General features: G+C 40.9%; 23 protein-coding genes and 1 riboswitch. Of the genes, 22 read left to right on the top strand and 1 reads right to left on the bottom strand.

Features of this window, described 5'->3' with window-relative positions; genetic code table 11:
• The first annotated feature begins 303 nt into the window (after positions 1 to 303).
• From OCV72_RS04555 to OCV72_RS04540, 4 genes are all read left to right on the top strand, one after another.
• A complete protein-coding gene (locus OCV72_RS04555; RefSeq protein WP_055282184.1) occupies positions 304 to 663 on the top strand; it encodes a hypothetical protein in 360 nt (119 codons plus the stop codon).
• A gap of 141 nt (positions 664 to 804) precedes the next feature.
• Positions 805 to 1,059 (top strand): hypothetical protein, encoded by a 255-nt coding sequence (locus OCV72_RS04550; RefSeq protein ID WP_055282181.1) that lies wholly within the window; start codon positions 805 to 807, stop codon positions 1,057 to 1,059.
• Between the two features lie 173 nt (positions 1,060 to 1,232).
• A complete protein-coding gene (locus tag OCV72_RS04545; protein ID WP_055282179.1) occupies positions 1,233 to 1,622 on the top strand; it encodes a hypothetical protein in 390 nt (129 codons plus the stop codon).
• A 240-nt stretch (positions 1,623 to 1,862) separates the two neighbouring features.
• Positions 1,863 to 2,876 carry a FliH/SctL family protein gene (locus tag OCV72_RS04540; protein WP_055282178.1) on the top strand — a complete coding sequence of 338 codons (1,014 nt, stop codon included), beginning with the start codon at positions 1,863 to 1,865 and terminating at the stop codon, positions 2,874 to 2,876.
• A 71-nt stretch (positions 2,877 to 2,947) separates the two neighbouring features.
• On the opposite strand, the gene OCV72_RS04535 is transcribed toward OCV72_RS04540, so the two are convergent.
• Entirely contained in the window at positions 2,948 to 3,973 is a 1,026-nt protein-coding gene (locus OCV72_RS04535) for a substrate-binding domain-containing protein (RefSeq protein WP_055282176.1), read from the bottom strand.
• 201 nt (positions 3,974 to 4,174) lie between these two features.
• Between OCV72_RS04535 and OCV72_RS04530 the strand changes: the two genes are divergently transcribed.
• The 18 genes from OCV72_RS04530 to OCV72_RS04445 all read left to right on the top strand — a co-directional run bounded on the left by OCV72_RS04530 (position 4,175) and on the right by OCV72_RS04445 (position 21,725).
• The gene (locus OCV72_RS04530) at positions 4,175 to 5,497 is read left to right on the top strand and encodes an ABC transporter substrate-binding protein (protein WP_055282174.1); all 1,323 of its coding nucleotides are present in this window, start codon (positions 4,175 to 4,177) and stop codon (positions 5,495 to 5,497) included.
• Positions 5,497 to 6,396: a carbohydrate ABC transporter permease gene (locus OCV72_RS04525; RefSeq protein ID WP_006428715.1), complete on the top strand. Its 900-nt coding sequence runs from the start codon at positions 5,497 to 5,499 to the stop codon at positions 6,394 to 6,396. Before OCV72_RS04530 ends, OCV72_RS04525 begins: the two co-directional genes overlap by 1 nt.
• The gene (locus OCV72_RS04520) at positions 6,368 to 7,219 is read left to right on the top strand and encodes a carbohydrate ABC transporter permease (RefSeq protein WP_055282172.1); all 852 of its coding nucleotides are present in this window, start codon (positions 6,368 to 6,370) and stop codon (positions 7,217 to 7,219) included. The genes OCV72_RS04525 and OCV72_RS04520 overlap by 29 nt, the downstream gene beginning before the upstream one ends.
• Positions 7,220 to 7,222: 3 nt before the next feature.
• Positions 7,223 to 8,317 carry an ABC transporter ATP-binding protein gene (locus OCV72_RS04515; protein ID WP_055282169.1) on the top strand — a complete coding sequence of 365 codons (1,095 nt, stop codon included), beginning with the start codon at positions 7,223 to 7,225 and terminating at the stop codon, positions 8,315 to 8,317.
• A gap of 24 nt (positions 8,318 to 8,341) precedes the next feature.
• A complete protein-coding gene (locus OCV72_RS04510; protein WP_055282166.1) occupies positions 8,342 to 9,778 on the top strand; it encodes a glycoside hydrolase family 32 protein in 1,437 nt (478 codons plus the stop codon).
• Between the two features lie 81 nt (positions 9,779 to 9,859).
• Positions 9,860 to 10,216: a hypothetical protein gene (locus OCV72_RS04505; protein WP_028086626.1), complete on the top strand. Its 357-nt coding sequence runs from the start codon at positions 9,860 to 9,862 to the stop codon at positions 10,214 to 10,216.
• Positions 10,217 to 10,339: 123 nt separating this feature from the next.
• Complete coding sequence (locus tag OCV72_RS04500) at positions 10,340 to 10,843, top strand: shikimate kinase (RefSeq protein ID WP_022415063.1); 504 nt, start codon at positions 10,340 to 10,342, stop codon at positions 10,841 to 10,843.
• A gap of 222 nt (positions 10,844 to 11,065) precedes the next feature.
• The gene (locus OCV72_RS04495; protein WP_055282163.1) at positions 11,066 to 12,358 is read left to right on the top strand and encodes a UDP-N-acetylglucosamine 1-carboxyvinyltransferase; all 1,293 of its coding nucleotides are present in this window, start codon (positions 11,066 to 11,068) and stop codon (positions 12,356 to 12,358) included.
• Between the two features lie 91 nt (positions 12,359 to 12,449).
• Positions 12,450 to 12,547: riboswitch (SAM riboswitch) on the top strand.
• A 144-nt stretch (positions 12,548 to 12,691) separates the two neighbouring features.
• On the top strand, positions 12,692 to 13,879 hold the full coding sequence (gene metK, locus OCV72_RS04490; RefSeq protein WP_022415062.1) for a methionine adenosyltransferase: 1,188 nt from the start codon (positions 12,692 to 12,694) through the stop codon (positions 13,877 to 13,879).
• A gap of 81 nt (positions 13,880 to 13,960) precedes the next feature.
• Positions 13,961 to 15,454, top strand: a complete 1,494-nt coding sequence (locus tag OCV72_RS04485) for a HAMP domain-containing sensor histidine kinase (protein WP_055282161.1) — start codon at positions 13,961 to 13,963, stop codon at positions 15,452 to 15,454.
• Positions 15,447 to 16,136: a response regulator transcription factor gene (locus OCV72_RS04480; RefSeq protein ID WP_028086630.1), complete on the top strand. Its 690-nt coding sequence runs from the start codon at positions 15,447 to 15,449 to the stop codon at positions 16,134 to 16,136. The genes OCV72_RS04485 and OCV72_RS04480 overlap by 8 nt, the downstream gene beginning before the upstream one ends.
• A gap of 130 nt (positions 16,137 to 16,266) precedes the next feature.
• Positions 16,267 to 17,058 (top strand): 23S rRNA (guanosine(2251)-2'-O)-methyltransferase RlmB, encoded by a 792-nt coding sequence (gene rlmB, locus OCV72_RS04475; RefSeq protein ID WP_055282159.1) that lies wholly within the window; start codon positions 16,267 to 16,269, stop codon positions 17,056 to 17,058.
• Positions 17,059 to 17,167: 109 nt separating this feature from the next.
• Positions 17,168 to 17,602 carry an NfeD family protein gene (locus OCV72_RS04470; RefSeq protein ID WP_055282157.1) on the top strand — a complete coding sequence of 145 codons (435 nt, stop codon included), beginning with the start codon at positions 17,168 to 17,170 and terminating at the stop codon, positions 17,600 to 17,602.
• 3 nt (positions 17,603 to 17,605) lie between these two features.
• A complete protein-coding gene (locus OCV72_RS04465; RefSeq protein WP_055282155.1) occupies positions 17,606 to 18,538 on the top strand; it encodes an SPFH domain-containing protein in 933 nt (310 codons plus the stop codon).
• 49 nt (positions 18,539 to 18,587) lie between these two features.
• The gene (argF, locus tag OCV72_RS04460; protein WP_055282153.1) at positions 18,588 to 19,583 is read left to right on the top strand and encodes an ornithine carbamoyltransferase; all 996 of its coding nucleotides are present in this window, start codon (positions 18,588 to 18,590) and stop codon (positions 19,581 to 19,583) included.
• 17 nt (positions 19,584 to 19,600) lie between these two features.
• On the top strand, positions 19,601 to 20,581 hold the full coding sequence (locus tag OCV72_RS04455; protein WP_055282151.1) for a biotin--[acetyl-CoA-carboxylase] ligase: 981 nt from the start codon (positions 19,601 to 19,603) through the stop codon (positions 20,579 to 20,581).
• Positions 20,574 to 20,915 (top strand): DUF6145 family protein, encoded by a 342-nt coding sequence (locus OCV72_RS04450; protein WP_028086636.1) that lies wholly within the window; start codon positions 20,574 to 20,576, stop codon positions 20,913 to 20,915. Before OCV72_RS04455 ends, OCV72_RS04450 begins: the two co-directional genes overlap by 8 nt.
• A 33-nt stretch (positions 20,916 to 20,948) precedes the next feature.
• Positions 20,949 to 21,725, top strand: coding sequence for a type III pantothenate kinase (locus OCV72_RS04445; protein WP_028086637.1), 777 nt, complete (start codon positions 20,949 to 20,951; stop codon positions 21,723 to 21,725).
• The last annotated feature ends 131 nt before the right edge of the window (positions 21,726 to 21,856 follow it).

Raw genomic sequence — 21,856 nt, 5'->3', positions numbered from 1 at the left:
TGCACTGTATTTATAGTTACCATTCATTTATTTCAGACCCAGATAATCGGGAAAGAATCCAAAATGAACAATACAACAAACAGATAATGCATGCCTGATAAAAGAAGTTGACTGTATATACTGGTATATATATAAACTCTGTGTTATCATATCCATAAAGATAAACAGCTCTTCTTTACAGGGAACATACCTGTATAAGAGAGGAGAGCTACTTATGGACCAAAGAAGATCATTAAAAGAATTAAACTTGCTGGACAAATCATTGACAGTAAACCATTACCACCGGGAGCCGCTGATTTCAACTTGTTGAATGAAGTCCTGGTTGTGATGATTACGCCATTTGATTTGTTTGGATATGGCTTATATCGTTACACATTTCAGATGAAATGTGAGGAGATCCCGGAATTGAAACTGGATGATGGAGCAACGAGGATATTTTTAAATACCAGAGGGGAACATCCAGAGTTGGTACCATCAGAGCTGATAGAACTTTTGAAGTATATGCAACATAGTACAGATGAAGTGTCAGGGGCATGCGAAAGTAGACGGATTCAAGAAATGCATAGACGTGTTTGTCAGATCAGAGCAAGTGAGAAGACAGAGGTGAAGTATATGCAGACGTGGGAAGAAAAGATACAGAACGAAAAAGCTGCTGAAGGATAATGGTGAAAGGCTGCTGCTGTAGAAGTACAGGGCAGCTTTTTGCTTGTATCAAGATAAGAAATATTAAGAAAGTTGTTATAGAATCGCCCAAAAGAATAGAGTATAATCAAAATTAAGAAATTACGAAAAGAGGATCGGCCTATGAAATTAATGACAGAATCTATCTATATCGGACATGACATGAAGCGGTTCAACGAGATCCGGGATGCGCTGGATCTAGCGAAGATTCCATACAAACATAAAGTAAGAAATCAGGACTCAGAGTGGCTTTTTCAGGGAAAAGGAACGAAGAGATCCCAATTTGGAAGTATCGGAGTAGATCAGAATAAGGCATATGAATATGAAATTCTGGTGAGAAAGGAAGATAAAGCAAGAGCAGAACATGAGATTATATAATGCAATCATGAAGCATTTTACTCAGAAGATTCTTGGAAAGATGAAAGAGTTGTAGAAGTTTTATAAAAATTGAGCATTTCTAAATTACATATTGAAAATAAAATAAGGAATGTTATTCTAATCTAAAAACAGGAGCTATATTCAAAAATATACTCTGTTTTAGGAGGTGCCGCATGTTAAAGAATAATAAAATCAAAATATTATGTTTGCTCATAATTGGAATCGTATTTTTGTATATATATGGACCAATTGCCTTCATGAAAGATGGATTAGTAACGAGGCAGAGTGTAAATTCTTTTGATGAATTATACGAGTTAGGACCAGCACGCCGGCATAAATGTGAAAATGGTACACGTATTTATATTGTATATTTTGGATGGTCTGCTCCAAAAGTTAAAAAAGAAATAGTATATCAAAAGAATGAAGAAACACAAAAGCAAATAGTGGATGTTGATACGCAAAAAATTATTCCGGGATTATATTATGTTTCATGGGATACAAAAAGTTCTGTATACAGAATTGAAACAAGAAAAAAATATTATTTTGTAATACCTTATTGCTAAGGTGATTAACATTATCAAAAAAGGAAATAGTAAAAAATACATTGATTAATATTTATTGATATGTTAATATGTACCAAAGCATATTTCAAAAAAATCAACGGTATATAAAAACGGACATATACCATCTATAATCTAATTTTATTTCAGAAATCTATGCTTTCATACCAATCAATTGTAAAAAAGCAGGAGATGGCTGAAAGAGTAAAAAGACATCCTCCTGCATACAGGAGGAAACAGAATATGGCGAAAAGAAAGAGTCAGAAAAGACGTAATCAAAAGTATCAGGTGAATAACCGGCAGTTAAAGGCAAAAAGGATGTACAAGGATACAATTTTTAGAATGTTGTACCATGACAAAGAGAATTTGTTATCATTGTACAATGCGGTGAATGGAAGAGAGTACACAGATCCGGAAAAGTTGCAGGTTGTTACATTGGAAAATGCGATTTATATGGGAATGAAAAATGATCTGGCGTTTATCATGGATATGAATTTATATTTATATGAACATCAGTCAACGTATAATCCGAATATTCCACTTAGAAATTTGTTTTATATTGCGGATGAGTATCAACGATTAGTGGTTCGGAAATCATTATATTCAACTGTGATACAAAAGATACCAACGCCAAGATTTTTAGTATTTTATAATGGAACAAAAGAAGTAGAAGATCGTAGTGAGTTCCGATTATCTTCTGCATACGAGAATCCAACAGAAAATCCAGATCTGGAGTTAAGAGTGACTATGCTGAATGTGAATGATGGCCACAGTTCAGATTTGATGGAACATTGTAGAACATTAAAGGAATATGCACAGTATGTCGCCAGAGTAAGAAAATATGCGGCGAAACAGGATGTCTCTTTAGAAGAAGCAGTTACGAGAGCAGTTGACGAATGCATAGAAGAAGGAATCCTGGCAGAGTTTTTATTGAAGAATAAGACTGAGGTGATCAAAGTGAGCATCTATGAATATGACAAAGAGTTTGAAGAAAAGAAACTGCGGAAAGCAGAGTATGAGGCTGGAAGACAGGATGGAATCGAGATTGGAAGACAGGATGGAATCGAGATTGGAAGACAGGACGGAATCGAGATTGGAAGACAGGATGGAATCGAAATTGGAAAGCGGATACTCTTAGAAAAAATAATAAAGAAGAAATTGAAAAAAGGAAAATCAACAGAACAGATAGCAGATGAATTAGAAGAAGATATAAACATAATTCAAAAAGTGGTTGAGAAATTAAAAAGCCAAATATAGAATTTGTCAAAAGAATTCCCTGAAGTGAATAATAAAACTTCAGGGAATTTATCATTTGCTCACTACCGGTATTATTCCGTAGTATCACGTCGGATCAATACAGGCGTAATTTGTTTATGAACCGGCTCTTTTAAAGGAGTTGGTTTTCTTTTTTTCATTTCATTCATCTGGAGAACCAGAAGCTCCATGGCAGTCTGTGCAATTTTCTCAATCTGCTGTCCAACGGTTGTGATTGGAAGGATAGCTTCGCTTGCAATAGGAGAATCATCGAATCCGACAATCTGATAATCCTTCGGAAGTTTTCCGTATTTCTGGAATATCAGGTTCAGGAACATACTGGCATAAGTGTCATTCGCAAGAAAGACTCCCTTTTTTTGTGCCGGATATTTCTCTTCAATTTCATTAAATATATTCTTTAGCTGAGCTAAAGTTTCCTGATAAGTGTTTCCCATATTTCTTTGGATCAGTTCGTGAGTAATATGATGCTCATTACAGATATCTTCAAATCCCTGAATACGCCCATAAGTCGGGAGGGTATCAGAAAATATGGAATTGATATGTAAAATGACATCACAGTTATTACGTATCAACAAACTGGTTGCCTGAACACCACCCAGATAGTTGTCTGTAGACACGCTGCAGACATGGTCACATTCCCGCTCAATCGTGACAACCGGGAGTTTATAAGAAGCAAGTTCTTCAGACGAAATGGTATTGCTTAAGACAATAAGTCCCTCAATCTTATAAGCCATCAGTTCATGAATATATTTTTCTTCAATCTCTTTTTTATTATTTCCAATGAATACAAGAAATTTATAATTATACTTTTCGTAAGTAGAAAGTAACTGGTTTAACATCTCAGAGTAATAGTGAAGATACAGGTTGGGGATGATAATTCCAACAAATTCACTTTTTCCATTAGCCAGTACTTTGGCGAGCTTATTTTCCCGGTATCCAAGGACATCCAGTGCATGAGTGATTTTTTCCTGATTTTCAAGAGTCAGAGAATCCGGATTATTAAAATATCTGGAAATGGTAGTTTTTGAAAAGCCTGTATAAGCGGCTATATCTGCAAAAGTTACTTTTTTCTGTTTCATGTAAATCCTCTTCCTTATAATGTATATTATCAGTATAGCAAGTGCATTGAAAAAAATCAAATGAAAAATAATTGGTTAAGTAACCGGTAACTTTTTTCTTTGAAATCTATTGACAAGTAAGACTCTGGATAGTATTATGAACATATAAAGTAACCGGTTACTTAACTGGTTACGCAATCGTGAATCTGAAAGGAGAAAGCTATGAAGAAACGAACAGTAGGGGTACTGCTGGCAGCATTCTTTGCAATGGCATTGACGGGGTGTGGAGATAAACAGCCGCAACCAGGAGAAGTAAAGGGATATGACAAAGGCGAAGAATATCTTTCTATCTGGGTACATTCAATCGAAGACACAGAAGAAGGACAGTGCTACAGGAAATCTGTAGATGCATTTAATAAGAAATATGATGGGAAATATTTTGCAGATATTGAATTTATTCCACGAAATGACAGTGGTGGAGGCTATTCGGATAAGATCAATGCATCCGTGATGTCAGGAGATCTGCCGGATGTGCTTACTGTTGATGGCCCTAATATAGCGGCATATGCAGAGAACGGAATTATCCAGCCGCTTGCAAAATTAACAGACGAAGAAAAGAGCGTGTATCTGGATTCCATTATTCAGCAGGGAACGTATAATAACAAGCTCTATGCGCTTGGAGCAATGGAATCCAGCGTGGGACTTTATTATAACAAAGATATTCTCGCAGAAGCGGGTGTAGAAGTTCCAGATGCAGATCACCCATGGACATGGAGTGAATTCACAAAGGTGTTAAAGAAAGTACAGCCGGTAGTAGAGAAGAAAAAAGGTTATGCGCTGGATATGACTTTCCCGACAGGAGAAGCTACGATTTATTATTATGCACCGTTTTTCTGGTCAAATGGCGGTGACTTTGTAAGTAAAGATGGACTGAAGGTGAACGGTGTATTCAATTCAAAAGAGAATCTGAAAACAGTGAATTATTTTAAATCGTTTTTGGATAATGGATATATGTCTAAAGTACAGATCACAGACCTGTTCGAAAGCGGAAGAGCAGCATTTAAGTTCGACGGGGCATGGGAAGTAAATACAATCTATAATAACTATCCGGATGTAAACCTTGGAGTTGCACCATATGTAGTATCCGATAACTGGGATGGCGGAAGATATACACCAACCGGTTCCTGGGCATTTGCGGCATCATCAAAGACGAAGAAACTAAAAGGTGCGACAAAGCTGGTACAGTGGATGAGTGGTGTAGAAAGTGGAAAGCGCCTGTGGGATGAAAGTAAGAGTTTCCCATCTACATATGAAGCGTTTGAGAGCAGTCCGATTTTTGAAGAAGATGAGAATTATAAAGCCTTATATCATCAGCTCAGTAAATATGGACATCCAAGATCAAAAACACCTGTATATCCACAGGTTAGTGCATCGGTACAGGAAGTACTGGAAAATTCGGTGCTTACCGATAAAGATGCGAAGACAGAACTGGATAAATCTGTAGAAAGGATTAACGCAAAATTAAAGCGTTATGTGATGAAATAATGAAGAAAAGAACAGAATCCATTATGGGAATGGCGTTTTTTGGACCGGCACTTGTGTTACTTACGATATTTTTATTCCTGCCAATGATCCTGACATTGATTTTCAGTTTTACTGATTTCTTTGCTTTAAATCCGGGACTGACGCATTTTGTCGGACTGGACAACTATATTCAGATTTTTAAAGATGATGTGTTTTCACAGGCATTTTTTAATACCGTAAAGTTTGTGATCATTATTGTTCCGCTGCAGGGAATTGGAGCGCTTGTGCTGGCACTTCTGATTAATAAAGTGACGCATTGTAAGAAGTATTTCAAAGTAGCATTCTTTGTTCCGGTGGTCATGTCACTTGCTGTTGTGTCAACACTGTGGATCCAGATCTACAGCCCGGAAGGAATTATGAATGCAATCCTTTCTTTCTTTGGAATTGATGCACAGCCATTCATCAACAGTGCCAGTCAGGCACTTCCATCCATCGCGATCATGAGTGCATGGCAGGGAATGGGATATCAGATGATTATCTTCCTGGGAGGAATCCAGGCAATCAATCCGGCACTTTATGAAGCGGCCGAGATGGACCATGCAACACCGTGGCAGAAATTCAAGGACATTACCCTGCCGGAATTGAAACCATTGTGTGTGTTCGTTTTAATTACGATTACGATCGGAGCATTCCGTATGTTGGTACAGCCAATGGTTATGACCGGAGGAGGACCATCGAATTCAACGTATACGGTTGTGTATGATATATATGAAACAGGTACTGTTAACTGGGAAATTGGACTGGCATCTACAATGGCTATTGTATTCGCATTCTTTGTAATGATACTGACCGTGATCCAGACAATCGCAACAAGAGATAAGGAGGATCAGAATGTTAACAAAAAAGCAAAAAAGAAATAATTGGATACTGACGGTCGTACTTCTGATCGTATCATTGTTGTTCCTGTTCCCGGTTATCTGGATGCTGGCAAACTCATTCAAACCAGACGCGGTAATCACTGCTGATATGAACAGTATGGCGGCATTCATTCCACCGGCATTGAACGGCAATTTCTTTGAAAATTATGTATCTGTATTAACAAATACAGGATTTGTACGATATATGTGTAATACCTTGTTCTATGCAGCAATATTGATCGTACTTGGTGTAATTGTAAATGGACTGGCAGGATATGCATTGGCTAAGATTAATTTTCCATTCAGAGAACGCTGGCTTCTGATCATTATGCTTCTGATGATCGTACCGATGGAGACGATCATTACGATACATTTCCTGATCATTGCAAAACTTGGACTTCTGAATACGGTGCTTGGATATGTACTTCCAATGATCGTGAATCCGTTTAACATTTTCCTGTTCCGTCAGGTATTCCTGGGACTTCCGGATGATGTATATGAGGCAGCACAGTTAGATCACTGTGGACCGGTAAAATACTTTTTTACTATGGTTCTTCCAATGTCAAAGAGTGTAGTGGCAACGGTTAGTGTATTTACATTCCTGAATGTATGGAATGATTATCTGTGGCCGTCACTTGTATTTACATCCAGTGATCTTCTGACTGCACAGATTGGTCTGAATGCGATTACATCAAATGATAACACAACAACAGGACAGACCCTTGCAGTTATCACAATGGTAACAATTCCGGTCATTATTATCTATTCACTCTTCTCAAAACAGATCGTAGAGGGTGTAATATCAACAGGTTCCAAGGAGGGCTAAAAGATGAGCTTTATCGAATTTAAAAATATATGTAAAAAATATGCAGGAAACGATAAGAATTCCGTGACAGACTTTAACTTAGATATAGAAGAAAAAGAATTTATCGCATTTGTCGGACCATCCGGATGCGGTAAATCCACAACACTCCGAATGATCGCAGGATTTGAAGAGATTACAAGTGGAGACCTTTTTATTGATGGAAAACGTGTGAATGAGGTTGCACCGGCGGATCGAGGAATCTCTATGGTGTTCCAGAACTATGCACTGTATCCACATATGACGGTAGAAAAAAATATTTCTTATGGATTGAAGAACATGAAGGTTCCGGCAGATGAGATCAAGAAAAAAGTAGACTGGGCAATTGATATCCTGGGACTCGAAGAATATCGTTACCGTAAGCCTAAGAATTTATCAGGTGGACAAAGACAGAGAGTGGCACTTGGAAGAGCGATTGTAAAAGACCAGAAAGTCTTTCTGATGGATGAGCCACTTTCTAACCTGGATGCAAAACTGCGTGTCAGCATGAGAAATGAGATCAGCAAGTTACATAGAAATCTTGGAAGTACAACCATCTATGTTACACATGACCAGGTAGAAGCCATGACAATGGCAGACCGCATTGTAATCATGAAAGATGGCGTGATCCAGCAGGTTGGAAAACCGATGGATCTGTACGAACATCCGGTGAATAAATTTGTGGCAGGATTTATCGGTTCTCCGCAGATGAACTTCTATGATGTAAAAATAGACGGAAGAAATCTGATCTTCAAAGATGGAAATAAGATTGAACTTCCGGAAGCAATCGCCAATCGTATTGCCGGTTATTCAGAAGTTATCATGGGAATCAGAGGAGAAGATATCAAGTTTGATACAACTAATCTGGATGTCTATGGAAGTCATCAGAAAGCAGTTATTGACAATACGGAGATTATGGGAAATGAGAATAATCTGTATTTTGACTTCGGAGGAAGCGTAACGATTGCAAGAGTATCAAAATATGAAGTAAGCCAGGTGGGAGATGAGGTGGAATTTACCTTTATGCCACATAAGATGCATTTCTTTGATAAGGAAACAGAGCAGGTGATCGGAGCAGAATAATTTAGAATAAAAGAGGAAGAACGTATGCTTGAAAAAGCCAATGAATATATCAGACAGAATCACATAGATGAAAAAGAAAAATCATTATTCCATGTGACACCGGAAACAGGATGGATGAATGATCCGAATGGTTTCTCTGTATATCAGGGAAAAGTACATTTATTCTATCAGTTCTATCCATATAAAACAGAATGGGGACCGATGCACTGGGGGCATCAAGTGACCGAAGATCTGGTAAAATGGGAAGCATATCCGGTAGCTATGGCACCTGATCAGGATTATGATCACATTGGATGTTTCTCGGGAAGTGCAGTAGAAGCTGATGGAAAGCATGTGCTGCTTTATACAGGAGTAAGCCAGAAAGACGGAAAAGAAATCCAGAATCAGTGCATTGCCATTGGAGATGGGAAGACTTATGAAAAATGGCAGGATAATCCAGTTATAAAAGGAGATATCATGCCGGAGAAATTTGACAGAAAAGACTTCCGTGATCCGAAGATATGGAAAAAGGATGGCAGATATTATTGCGTTGTAGGCAATCGCTATGAGGAAAATTGTGGGCAAATAGTCTTATTTAGCAGTGCGGACTATAAAAACTGGCGGTATGAAAAAGTTCTTTTGAGAAATGACGGAAAGAATGGAGATATGTTAGAGTGTCCGGATTATCTGGAAGTAGACGGGTATCCTGTAATCATTTGTTCTCCGCAGAATATGCATGCTCAAAAGTATGAATTTCATAACGGTCATAATTCCATTTATATTATTGGAGATGCAGAAAAAGAAATATCGGATTTTGCATGGGAGAAAAAGAGAAGCCTAGATTATGGACTGGACTTTTATGCACCACAGACAACAGAACTTCCGGATGGCAGGCGGATTATGGTCGCATGGATGAAGTCGTGGGATGCACGTGTCATGACAAAAGGACAGAAATGGCAGGGAATGATGACACTCCCAAGAGAATTAAAAATCAAAGATGGGAAAATCTGGCAAAGTCCGGTGAGAGAACTGGAAAAGTATAAGAAAAATCCAATCATCTATACAGAACAGAAAATTAGCGGACAGATGTCTTTGGATGGTATCAATGGCCGGGTGATTGACATGACGGTAGAACTTACGAATGTAGAAGGCCGGGAGTTCAAGGTAGATGTGGCACATAATGAAGAATATACAACAACATTTACATATTATCCGGAAAAACATCAGATTGAAATTGACCGGACCTACAGTGGTGTAAATGCTGATGTTGTCTGTGTGAGAAAGATAGAAATTGCGGAAAAACATCATGCGCCGAAACTACATTTTATCATGGACAGATATTCTGTAGAATTATTTATTAATGATGGAGAGCAGACGGCAAGTGTGGTCATTCCTACGCCATTGGAAGCAAATGAAATTATATTTACTAGTGATGAAGCGGCAACCGTTAATATTGAAAAATATGAGATAACATTCAATTAGAAGAGATAGTTTCTCATTCACCGATTGATGTCCCCGTGCATATCTTAATACAGATAGAACCGCCAAGGAGCAATCAGGATTATGGAGAATAAATTACCGTTCTATATGGCTTATCCGGTTCCGCTGCTGTATAATGATGACCGGAATGCGAGAAGAGACTATGACTATATGAAAAGCATTTACCCGGATACGGCGAAGAGAGTACTTCCTTATATGGAAGAGGAATGTGACAGAATGGAATATGACGGAAGCATGATGTATGATGAATATCCGGACCGCCTGCAGCTTCGTCTGATGTGCCGCAGGATCTATGATAAGGCGGAGAAGGAAGAAGAGAACCCGGGTGCCTGGCTTATGGATCTGATCGAGGTTATGACATATCAGGAACTTTGCAGGAGACGTGTGGAACATAGAGAGATACGTAAAAAAATATATTGATCTACAAGAGGGCATCTGGAAAAAAACTTCCACTTCGCCCTCTTGTATGTTATACTGTGCGATGATAATTATAGTTTTCAAATGAAAGAAAAAATCAGAACATAACATACAGGAGGGCACATCATGGCAGATAATAACATTATTTTTATCGGGATGCCGGCAGTCGGGAAAAGTACAGTTGGTGTGGTAATTGCAAAGAGACTGGGATACAGATTTGTAGACACGGATATTCTGATCCAGGAATCAGAAGGAAAACTTCTGAAAGATATTATTGCTGACGTTGGACCGGATGGCTTCCTGAAAGTAGAAGACCGGGTCAATGCACAGGTGAAAGCGGAACGTACCGTTATCTCGCCGGGAGGCAGCGTAGTATATTGTGAAAATGCGATGAAACATTATAAAGAAATCGGCAAAGTCGTATATTTACAGGCATCCTTTGAGACAATAAACAGCAGACTTAAAAACGCCAAAGGCCGTGGAGTGGTACTGCGTGACGGACAGACGCTCAAAGATCTGTATGATGAAAGAGTAAAGCTTTTTGAAAAGTATGCAGATATTACAGTGTGTGAAGATAATCAGAAGCTGGAAGATACGATTGAATCGGTATTAGATGCATTAGGGGAGTAAAAGTGCACAAGTATAGATAGAACAATTGGAATATGTTACAATAAAATTACATAACTGTAAAAAATATTTTACAATTGAGAAATTTGTGCTATAATAGGCGCGAACCCTTTTGGGGTTATATTGTGATGCAGAAATTTATGTACAATTTGAGATAGTTATAAATATTGAACAAAAGATTTATTGTAATTAGAGATTCATATAAATATTAATGAGGTGTAATTAATGGAACAGTATATTATTAAGGGCGGTCATCCGCTTGTGGGAGAAGTGGAAATCGGCGGTGCCAAGAACGCGGCACTTGCAATTCTTGCAGCAGCAATTATGACAGATGAGACCGTATTAATCGATAACTTACCAGATGTGAATGACATTAACGTACTGATCGATGCAATCGAGGGGATTGGAGCGAAGGTACACCGTGTCGACCGTCATACAGTAAAGATTAATGGAGCCAGTATCAAGAACGTAGATATTGAGTATGATTATATTAAGAAGATCCGTGCTTCCTATTATCTTCTTGGCGCATTACTTGGAAAGTATAAACGTGCCGAAGTTGCACTTCCGGGAGGATGTAATATCGGAAGCAGACCAATCGACCAGCATCTCAAAGGATTCCGTGCGTTAGGTGCAGATGTAGATATTGAACATGGCAAGATCGTTGCAGAGGCAGACCGTCTTGTCGGAAAGCATATTTATTTCGACGTGGTAAGTGTTGGAGCAACGATTAACGTTATGATGGCAGCAGCTATGGCAGAAGGACTTACCATTCTGGAAAATGTTGCAAAAGAGCCACATGTTGTAGATGTTGCGAACTTCCTGAACAGCATGGGAGCCAACATCAGGGGAGCAGGTACAGATGTGATCAAGATCCGTGGTGTACAGCGCCTTCACAGAACAGAATATTCTGTGATCCCGGATCAGATCGAAGCAGGAACATTCATGTTCGCAGCAGCAGCAACAAAGGGAGATGTAACGGTACTGAATGTTATTCCGAAGCATCTGGAGGCTACGATCGCAAAACTGGTAGAAATCGGATGTGAAGTGGAAGAATTCGATGATGCTGTACGTGTCGTATCAAAAGGAGATCTTACAAGCACACATGTGAAGACCCTTCCGTATCCTGGATTCCCGACAGATATGCAGCCGCAGATCGGCGTAACACTGGCTTTATGTAAGGGGACAAGTATCATTACAGAGAGTATTTTTGAAAACCGTTTCAAATATCTGGATGAGCTTGCAAGAATGGGTGCAAATGTGAAAGTAGAAGGTAATTCTGCAACGATTGAAGGCGTGACAGAATTTTCGGGAGCCAGAGTGAGCGCACCGGATCTTCGTGCAGGAGCAGCACTCTGTATAGCTGGTCTGGCAGCTGACGGAATCACAATCGTAGACGATATCGTATATATCCAGAGAGGATATGAAAGATTCGAAGAGAAACTTCGCAGCATTGGTGGAATCATCGAAAGAGTAGATTCTGAAAAAGCGATTCAGAAGTTCAAATTAAAAGTAGGCTAGATGATACATTTTCTTAGGTATGTCTATTGACAGTATGTGTAAAATAGAGTAAAGTCTTAGTCGTACCAGAAATATAATAAAAGCAAACTTTCTCTTATTCAGAGCAGTGGAGATACAAAGGATCTATGAAACTGCGGCAACCCCATATATGGAAGGTGCCAGCCTGAGCGAGTGATCGAACAATAAGAGGATTGGTTTATGAAGATATCAAACCGTCCACTTATGTAAGTGGACGGTTTTTCAGTTCGGTAAAACAGGGGAATCTACAAAAAACTGTCGGCAATCCTGAGAGAAAGAATGCAGGAATGTTTTAAGAAAAAAGGAGAGAAGAACGTGGAAAGAAGATTATTTACGTCAGAATCAGTAACAGAGGGACATCCGGATAAAATGTGTGATCAGATTTCTGATGCCATTCTGGATGCATTGATGGCACAGGATCCAATGAGCCGTGTCGCATGCGAGACAGCAACTACAACAGGTATGGTACTTGTTATGGGTGAGATCACAACGAATGCATACGTTGATATCCAGAAGATCGTACGTGACACGATCAAAGAAATCGGATATACAAGAGGAAAATTCGGATTCGATGCAGAGACTTGCGGTGTGATCACAGCAATCGATGAGCAGTCGGCTGATATTGCTATGGGTGTTGATAAAGCGCTGGAAGCAAAAGAACATACAATGTCCGAAGAAGAGATCGATGCAATCGGAGCCGGGGATCAGGGAATGATGTTTGGTTATGCTTCTGATGAGACACCGGAATATATGCCATACCCGATCGCACTGGCACACAAGCTCTCAAGAAAGCTTACAGAAGTAAGAAAGAACGGAACACTTCCGTACTTAAGACCGGATGGAAAGACACAGGTTACGGTTGAATATGATGAGAATGGTGTTCCGGCACGTCTGGATGCAGTCGTACTTTCGACACAGCATGATCCGGAAGTGACACAGGATCAGATCCATAAAGATATTAAGAAATATGTATTCGATGCAATCATTCCGGAGGGCATGGTAGATGAGAAGACAAAGTTCTTCATCAACCCGACAGGACGTTTTGTAATCGGCGGACCACACGGAGACAGTGGACTTACAGGACGTAAGATCATCGTAGATACTTACGGTGGAATGGCACGTCACGGCGGCGGGGCTTTCTCTGGAAAAGACTGTACAAAGGTTGACCGTTCTGCCGCTTATGCAGCACGTTACGTTGCCAAGAATATTGTTGCTGCAGGACTTGCTAAGAAATGTGAGATTCAGTTGTCTTATGCAATCGGTGTAGCACATCCGACATCTATCATGGTAGATACATTCGGAACAGGTGCAGTAGAAGATGATAAACTGGTAGAGATCGTTCGTGAGAATTTTGATCTCCGCCCGGCAGGAATCATTCAGATGCTTGATCTTAGAAGACCAATCTACAAACAGACAGCGGCTTACGGACATTTCGGACGTACAGATATTGATCTTCCATGGGAGAAACTAGACAAAGTAGAAGATCTGAAAAAATATTTATAGAAATTTTATAAAAGTTTATGGGTGCTTTGGTGTGAAGCACCCATTTTTCATGCTATAATTTTTTTAGTGGAGGACAGATACATGAAGCTGAAAACGCGATTAGTTATAGCATTTTTTACGATTATCATTATACCGGTTCTTATGGCAGCCATGATGGTTTCAATGGTATGCCACTATCAGATCGGAGTGGTGGAGAAGAATTATGGGATTACAGGAACGACGATTTCTGATTTTACGAATTCCATGCAGGTACTTGCACGTGTTACGGAGAAGCCGTATCATGAACTGAAGGATATGTCAGAGCAGGCATCTGAGATGGAAGATGCGACAGAACTGGATCAGTTTAATAAAAAACTGGAGAATAAGAATGCATACCTGCTGGTGAGAAAAGACGGAACAATCGTATATACGGGCAGCGATGATGATCGTGTAAAAGCGGTGATCGAACAATTGCCGGAATATGGAGATACAGATACAACATCGGAGAACGGAATTTATCTTGGCGGGGATGCAGAAGCATTGGTAAAACAGGTAGATTTCAGATATGATGACGGCAATAAGGGAAGTGCGTTCATTGTGTCAGATGTATCCAATGTAATTCCGGAGGTTGGACAGTTTTTCTGCGAAATCCTGATTGGAATTGTAGTAATACTGATACTTACTTCGGCAGCTCTTATTATATGGATTTACCGTGCGGTTATGGGGCCGATCGGCAAGATGCAGACAGCGGCGCAGAATATCAAGGATGGGAATCTGGATTTTGAGTTGAAACCGGAGGCTGACGATGAACTTGGAAAACTCTGCCAGAGCCTGGAAGAGATGAGAGGACGCCTGAAGGAAAGTGCCGAAGAAAAATTGAAATATGACAAAGAAAGTAAAGAACTGATAAGTAACATTTCACATGATCTGAAGACACCTGTGACAACGATCAAAGGTTATGCCGAAGGAATTATAGATGGTGTTGCAGATACACCGGAGAAGATAGACCGGTATGTCAGAACAATCTACAATAAAGCGACAGAGATGAATACGCTGATCAATGAGCTGACATTATATTCTAAGATCGATACGAATAAGATCCCTTACAATTTTAATATCGTGTCGGCGAATGAATATTTCAACGACTGTGCGGATGACCTGTCGGTTGAACTGGCAGCACAGAATGTAGGATTTGGTTATTTTAATTATGTAGAGAAGAATGTACGGATCATTGCAGACCCGGAGCAGGTAAAACGTGTGATTCACAATATTGTCAACAATTCGTTGAAATATATGGACAAACCAAAGGGAATGATCAATCTGCGTGTCAAAGATGTAGGAGATTTTGTACAGATTGAACTGGAAGACAACGGAAAAGGAATTGCGGCAAAAGACCTGCCGAATATCTTTGACCGGTTTTACCGTACCGACGCGTCGAGAAATTCTTCCACCGGAGGAAGTGGAATCGGTTTGTCTGTAGTAAAGAAGATTGTAGAAGAACACGGCGGTAAGATCTGGGCAACAAGCAGAGAAGAGACCGGAACGACAATGTATTTTGTACTAAGAAAGTATCAGGAGGTACCAGTCAATGAGTAAGATATTAATAGTAGAAGACGAAGAAGCAATTGCAGATCTGGAACGGGATTATCTGGAACTGAGCGGGTTCACCGTAGAGGTTGCAAATGACGGAGATACAGGACTTCAGAAAGCCCTGAACGAAGATTATGATCTTCTGATCCTGGATCTGATGCTGCCGGGAACGGACGGATTCGATATCTGCCGTCAGGTGCGTGATGTGAAGAATACACCGATCGTGATGGTATCTGCGAAGAAAGATGATATCGATAAGATTAGGGGACTGGGACTCGGTGCGGATGATTATATGACAAAGCCGTTTAGTCCAAGTGAACTGGTGGCGAGAGTAAAAGCGCATCTGGCAAGATACGACCGTCTGACCGGAAGTGCGGCAGAGAAGAATAAAGTGATCGAGATCAGAGGACTGAAGATTGATACAACTGCAAGACGTGTGTGGGTGAACGGAGAAGAACGCACATTTACGACGAAGGAATTCGATCTGCTGACATTCCTTGCGAGCCATCCGAACCACGTATATTCGAAAGAAGAGTTATTCCGGGAGATCTGGGATATGGAGTCCATCGGGGATATCGCAACGGTAACGGTGCATATCAAGAAAATCCGTGAGAAAGTAGAAGTAGATACATCCAACCCGCAGTATATCGAGACGATATGGGGTGTTGGGTATCGGTTTAAGGTGTAAGTAAAAATGTAGCAAAATATTTTGAGATGCAAAACCCTCCGGAGGTCTGGTACACCTCCGGGGGGTTTTTATTCAATGGAGGATATGATATGATAATGTAAATAAATAAGAAACACGAGGAACAACATATATGATCACAAGCACATCCAACGCCAGAATCAAACGTCTGGTGAATTTAAAGAAGAAGAGAAAATTAAGAGACGAAGAAAGCATCTTCCTGGTAGAAGGAATCCGTATGTTCAGGGAAGTGCCGATCGACAAGTTAAAAGAAGTCTATGTATCCGAATCCTTTTACAAAAAAGAAAAAGATACCGTAAAAGAAGTCCTGAAAGACTCTAAAGTAAGAGTGGAAGAACTGACAGATACTGTATTCGCCCATGCATCAGATACTAAGACCCCTCAGGGAATCCTGTGCGTGGTGGAACAGATGAACCATGAAATCAATGAACTGACTTCGGCAAAATGCCCGCTGATCATGGTATTAGACCATCTGCAGGATCCGGGCAATCTTGGAACCATCCTGCGTACAGCAGAAGGAGCTGGCGTGACCGGCATCCTCATGGACAGAGAATGCGTCGATGTCTATAATCCGAAGACAATCCGCTCAACGATGGGATCGATATACCGCATGCCGTTCGTATATGTGGAAGATCTTGGCAAAGGAATACAGGATTTAAAAGACAAAGGTATCACCACTTATGCTGCACATCTGGAAGGAACGAATTCCTATGATGAGGAAGACCTGACGAATCCATGTGCATTCCTGATTGGGAACGAGGGGAATGGCCTGAGACGCGAGATCGCAGACATGGCAGACTGCTATGTCAAGATCCCGATGCTTGGACAGGTAGAGTCATTGAATGCGGCAATCGCTTCTTCGGTGTTGATGTTCGAAGCCGCAAGACAGAGAAGGAAAGTGTAATTAAATGAGATACAATCCACTCATTTTACAGAAGAAAATTGCTTTCTTTATCAGAGTATAGTAATATAGTGAACAAGAAATAATATATACGGAAAAGAGGGGACGGCTTATGAGAGTGATCTATTGGCTGGCAATATTCATTGTACTGTTGATCATTGAAATCGCGACAATGGGACTTACCACGATCTGGTTCGCAGGAGGAGCACTGATCGCATTCTGTGCAGGACTTGTCGGTTTTGGGTTGGGAGTGCAGATAGGAGTATTTGTTATAGTTTCCATTCTGCTTCTGATTCTGACAAGACCGATCGCGGTGAAGTTCTTCAATCAGGAGAGGCAGAAGACGAACGCAGAGAGTCTGATCGGACAGCATGCACTGGTGACAGAAGATATTGATACGATAAAGGCAAAAGGGCAGGTAGAGATCTGCGGTCAGATATGGTCGGCTAAGACGGATGAGCCGGACGGAAAGATTCCAAAGAACACAGTTGTTGTAGTAAATGGTATTCAGGGCGTGAAACTGATCGTGCATGCCAGAGAGGAGTAGAGTATGATTTTTGGATTGATTTTATTAGTGATTATTATCTGCGTGGTGATTTCCTGTGTAAAGGTAGTCAGACAGGCGCAGGCATTGGTTATTGAAAGACTGGGGGCATATCAGGCAACATGGGGAACCGGACTTCACTTTAAGATTCCGATTTTTGACCGTGTGGCAAGAAGAGTGGATCTGAAAGAGCAGGTAGTGGATTTTGCACCGCAGCCGGTTATCACAAAAGATAACGTAACGATGAGAATTGATACCGTTGTATTTTATCAGATCACGGATCCGAAGATGTTCTGCTATGGTGTGGCGAATCCGATCATGGCGATCGAGAACCTGACAGCGACAACACTTCGTAACATCATCGGTGATCTGGAGTTGGATCAGACACTGACATCCAGAGAGACGATCAACACGAAGATGAGAGCATCTCTGGATGTGGCAACCGATCCTTGGGGAATCAAGGTAAACCGCGTGGAACTTAAGAACATTATCCCACCGGCAGCCATCCAGGATGCAATGGAGAAGCAGATGAAGGCAGAACGTGAACGCCGTGAAGCAATCTTACGTGCAGAAGGTGAGAAGAAATCTACAATCCTTGTGGCAGAAGGCCACAAAGAGTCTGCAATTCTGGATGCGGAAGCTGAGAAGCAGGCGGCTATCCTGAAAGCAGAAGCACAGAAAGAAGCCACGATCCGTGAGGCTGAAGGTAAGGCAGAAGCCATCATGAAAGTACAGCAGGCAAATGCCGATGGAATTCGTTTCCTGAAAGAAGCAGGAGCCGATGAGGCTGTTCTTACCATGAAAAGTCTGGAAGCATTTGCAAAAGCTGCTGATGGAAAAGCAACGAAGATTATCATCCCGTCAGAGATCCAGAGCATTGCAGGTCTGGTAAAATCTGTTACAGAGATTGGCGCAGATGATAAAAAAGAAGAAAAGTAGACAAAAGACATAAGATAAAAGTCAAAGAATAAAAACGAGGTACAAAACAATGGATTTAAAAGGCAGAAATTTCCTGACACTGAAAGATTTCACACCGGAAGAGATCACATATCTGCTTGATCTTTCCGCAGAATTAAAAGAAAAAAAGAAAAAAGGAATTCCGGTTGATAAATACAGAGGAATGAATGTGGCATTGATCTTTGAAAAGACCAGTACCAGAACCCGCTGTTCTTTCGAAGTAGCTGCTCACGATATGGGTATGGGAACGACTTACCTTGATCCTTCAGGTTCACAGATCGGGAAGAAAGAAAGTATCGAAGATACAGCAAGAGTTCTCGGAAGAATGTTTGATGGAATCGAGTATCGTGGATTTGGACAGGAGATGGTGGAGGAACTGGCCAAATATGCAGGCGTTCCGGTATGGAACGGACTGACGAATGAGTATCATCCGACACAGATGCTGGCGGATATGCTGACGATCCGTGAACATTTTGGACATCTGAAAGGTATCAAACTGGTATACATGGGTGATGCAAGATACAATATGGGCAATTCCCTGATGATCGCATGTGCCAAATTAGGTATGCATTTCGTGGCATGTACGTCTAAGAACTATTTCCCGAATGAGGAACTGGTAGAGACTTGCAAAGGATATGCAAAAGAGACAGGAGCAACCATCACACTGACGGAAGATATCGAAAGCGGAACCAAAGATGCAGACGTTATCTGTACGGATGTATGGGTATCCATGGGTGAGCCGGACGAAGTATGGGAAGAACGTATCCGCGAACTGTCTCCATACAAGGTAACAAAGAAAGTAATGGAAAATGCAGGAGAACAGGCTATCTTCTTACACTGCCTGCCGGCATTCCATGATCTGAAGACGAAGATCGGCAAACAGATCCATGACAAATTCGGACTGGACGATATGGAAGTTACAGATGAAGTATTCGAGTCTCCACAGTCAAAGGTATTTGACGAGGCTGAGAACCGTATGCATACGATCAAGGCTGTCATGGTGGCAACACTTGGTGAAAGAGAGTAGGCAAGAGCAGACAGAGTATGAAATCAGAAATATTACGTTTGTTAAAAGAGAATGATACATATATTTCCGGACAACAGCTGTGCGAACAGTTCCAGGTGTCCAGAACAGCCATCTGGAAAGTGATCGATCAGCTTAAGAAGGAAGGCTATCAGATAGAGGCGGTGCGTAACAAAGGCTACCGCCTTATCGAAAGTCCGGATGTTATGTCAAAAGCAGAGATCGACAGTCTGGTAGATACAAAGTGGGCAGGAAAGAACGTCATATATTATGATGAGACTGATTCCACAAATAACCGGGCAAAGGAAGCCGGAAATAATAAGGAACCTCATGGGACATTATTTGTTGCAGATATGCAGATGGCAGGGAAAGGGCGAAGGGGCCGTGTCTGGAAATCGCCATCCGGGAGCAGTATCTATATGACGATATTGTTGTATCCGGATATTCCGCCTGTAAAAGCGCCACAGCTTACACTGATCATGGCGATTGCCGTGGCAGAAGGAATCCGGGAGGTTACCGGTCTTGAGACAAAGATTAAGTGGCCGAATGATATCGTTGTGAATGGAAAGAAAATCTGTGGTATCCTGACAGAGATGAGTACAGAGATCGATTACATCAATCATGTAGTGATCGGAGTGGGAATTAATGTGAATCAGGATACGTTCCCTGATGATATTAAGGAAACTGCCTCATCACTTAAGATGGAACTCGGAAAGCGCATAAAGCGTTCCGGGCTGATCGCAGCAGTAATGAAAATCTTTGAAAAATATTATGAGATCTTTCAGGAGACAGAAGATCTGTCAGGATTGCAGGAACTTTATAATTCCATGCTGGTGAATAAGGACCGGGAGGTCAAGGTCCTGGAACCGGGGAATGAATATAAAGCATATGCTATCGGCATCAATCAGACCGGAGAACTGATTGTAAGAACGCCGGATGGAAAAGAGAAAGAAATCTATGCCGGAGAGGTATCAGTTAGAGGAGTATATGGATATGTATGATGGAAAAGTAGTGCTTTGCGGTGCTAATTCATATGAAGAAAAGTATTATCTGAATCCGGATTTTGAACAGCTTCCGGATGATGTGAAGAATGAACTGAAGATTATGTGCGTATTGTATGTGCATGACGTAGGGGGAATCCTTACGCTGGTGTTTGAAGAAGATGGAGAATTATGCTTTGAGGTATCGACCGAGGAATTTGATCCGATGTTCGATGAGATCGGAAGCCAGCTTAAGATCAAGCAGCTGCAGAGAGAGAAACAGGATCTTCTGCAGGCATTGCAGTTATATTATAAAGTATTCTTCCTGGGCGAAGAGATAAACAGCGAAGAGTAACCAGAAGGCAGCAGACAAAACAGGAGGAGAAAGATGCTTCTTGTAATCGATGTAGGAAACACAAATATTACACTTGGTGTGTTTGACAAAGAAGAATTATTTGGTACATTCCGTATGAAGACAAAGCAGCCGAGAACATCGGATGAATATGGAATTACTTTACAGGAACTCGTAGAAAGACATGGGATTGAAAGTTCCAAGATCAATGCAGTGATCATTGCATCCGTAGTACCGGATGTGATGCATTCACTTGGCAGTGCGATCATCAAATACTTCGGCGTAAAACCGGTGGTTGTATCTGCTGGAATTAAGACCGGAATCCGCATTGTCACAGAGAATCCGAGACAGGTCGGTCCGGACCGCATTGTAGATGCAGTCGGTGCGTATACTTTATACGGAGGACCAACAATTGTTGTGGATTTTGGAACAGCAACAACATTTGACGTGATCGGTCCGGACGGAACATTTGAAGCAGGTGTGATCGCACCTGGAATCAGGACTTCGGCACAGTCTCTCTGGGGAGAGGCAGATATGCTTCCGGCAATAGAGATCCGCAAACCGAAATCAATTCTTGCAAAAGAGACAATTACGGCAATGCAGGCCGGCCTTGTATACGGACAAATCGGTCAGACGGAATATATTATCAGACGAATGAAAGAAGAATCCGGATATCCGAATGCGAAAGTAGTGGCAACCGGCGGACTTGGCAAGATAATTGCAAATGAGACCGATATGATCGATGTGTATGATTCACAGCTTACGTTAAAGGGACTTCGGTTCATTTACGAAAAAAATAAAAAAAATAAATAATCTGCAGTGTTGACAGTGTAGACTTGCAAAGAAATATGCAGCACTATATATCAAGAAAGCTTCGTTTATGAATGTTAGGGGCTGTCTTATCTGATATATAGTGCTGTGTGTTTCTTGAAAAAATTACAGAT

Origin of the sequence: Dorea amylophila, assembly GCF_025567265.1 — a bacterium.
GTDB lineage: Bacteria > Bacillota > Clostridia > Lachnospirales > Lachnospiraceae > Dorea_A > Dorea_A amylophila.
The sequence above is the reverse complement of the archived record's forward strand: the minus strand, read 5'-3'. Positions and strand labels throughout refer to the sequence as shown.

Bases quoted from the DNA above. Each gene is read 5' to 3' on its own strand.
- OCV72_RS04550 (WP_055282181.1), top strand. From the start codon at position 805: ATGAAATTAATGACAGAATCTATCTATATCGGACATGACATGAAGCGG.
- OCV72_RS04545 (WP_055282179.1), top strand. From the start codon at position 1,233: ATGTTAAAGAATAATAAAATCAAAATATTATGTTTGCTCATAATTGGA.
- OCV72_RS04540 (WP_055282178.1), top strand. From the start codon at position 1,863: ATGGCGAAAAGAAAGAGTCAGAAAAGACGTAATCAAAAGTATCAGGTG.
- OCV72_RS04535 (WP_055282176.1), bottom strand. From the start codon at position 3,973: ATGAAACAGAAAAAAGTAACTTTTGCAGATATAGCCGCTTATACAGGC.
- OCV72_RS04530 (WP_055282174.1), top strand. From the start codon at position 4,175: ATGAAGAAACGAACAGTAGGGGTACTGCTGGCAGCATTCTTTGCAATG.
- OCV72_RS04525 (WP_006428715.1), top strand. From the start codon at position 5,497: ATGAAGAAAAGAACAGAATCCATTATGGGAATGGCGTTTTTTGGACCG.
- OCV72_RS04520 (WP_055282172.1), top strand. From the start codon at position 6,368: ATGTTAACAAAAAAGCAAAAAAGAAATAATTGGATACTGACGGTCGTA.
- OCV72_RS04515 (WP_055282169.1), top strand. From the start codon at position 7,223: ATGAGCTTTATCGAATTTAAAAATATATGTAAAAAATATGCAGGAAAC.
- OCV72_RS04510 (WP_055282166.1), top strand. From the start codon at position 8,342: ATGCTTGAAAAAGCCAATGAATATATCAGACAGAATCACATAGATGAA.
- OCV72_RS04505 (WP_028086626.1), top strand. From the start codon at position 9,860: ATGGAGAATAAATTACCGTTCTATATGGCTTATCCGGTTCCGCTGCTG.
- OCV72_RS04500 (WP_022415063.1), top strand. From the start codon at position 10,340: ATGGCAGATAATAACATTATTTTTATCGGGATGCCGGCAGTCGGGAAA.
- OCV72_RS04495 (WP_055282163.1), top strand. From the start codon at position 11,066: ATGGAACAGTATATTATTAAGGGCGGTCATCCGCTTGTGGGAGAAGTG.
- OCV72_RS04485 (WP_055282161.1), top strand. From the start codon at position 13,961: ATGAAGCTGAAAACGCGATTAGTTATAGCATTTTTTACGATTATCATT.
- OCV72_RS04480 (WP_028086630.1), top strand. From the start codon at position 15,447: ATGAGTAAGATATTAATAGTAGAAGACGAAGAAGCAATTGCAGATCTG.
- rlmB (WP_055282159.1), top strand. From the start codon at position 16,267: ATGATCACAAGCACATCCAACGCCAGAATCAAACGTCTGGTGAATTTA.
- OCV72_RS04470 (WP_055282157.1), top strand. From the start codon at position 17,168: ATGAGAGTGATCTATTGGCTGGCAATATTCATTGTACTGTTGATCATT.
- OCV72_RS04465 (WP_055282155.1), top strand. From the start codon at position 17,606: ATGATTTTTGGATTGATTTTATTAGTGATTATTATCTGCGTGGTGATT.
- argF (WP_055282153.1), top strand. From the start codon at position 18,588: ATGGATTTAAAAGGCAGAAATTTCCTGACACTGAAAGATTTCACACCG.
- OCV72_RS04455 (WP_055282151.1), top strand. From the start codon at position 19,601: ATGAAATCAGAAATATTACGTTTGTTAAAAGAGAATGATACATATATT.
- OCV72_RS04450 (WP_028086636.1), top strand. From the start codon at position 20,574: ATGTATGATGGAAAAGTAGTGCTTTGCGGTGCTAATTCATATGAAGAA.
- OCV72_RS04445 (WP_028086637.1), top strand. From the start codon at position 20,949: ATGCTTCTTGTAATCGATGTAGGAAACACAAATATTACACTTGGTGTG.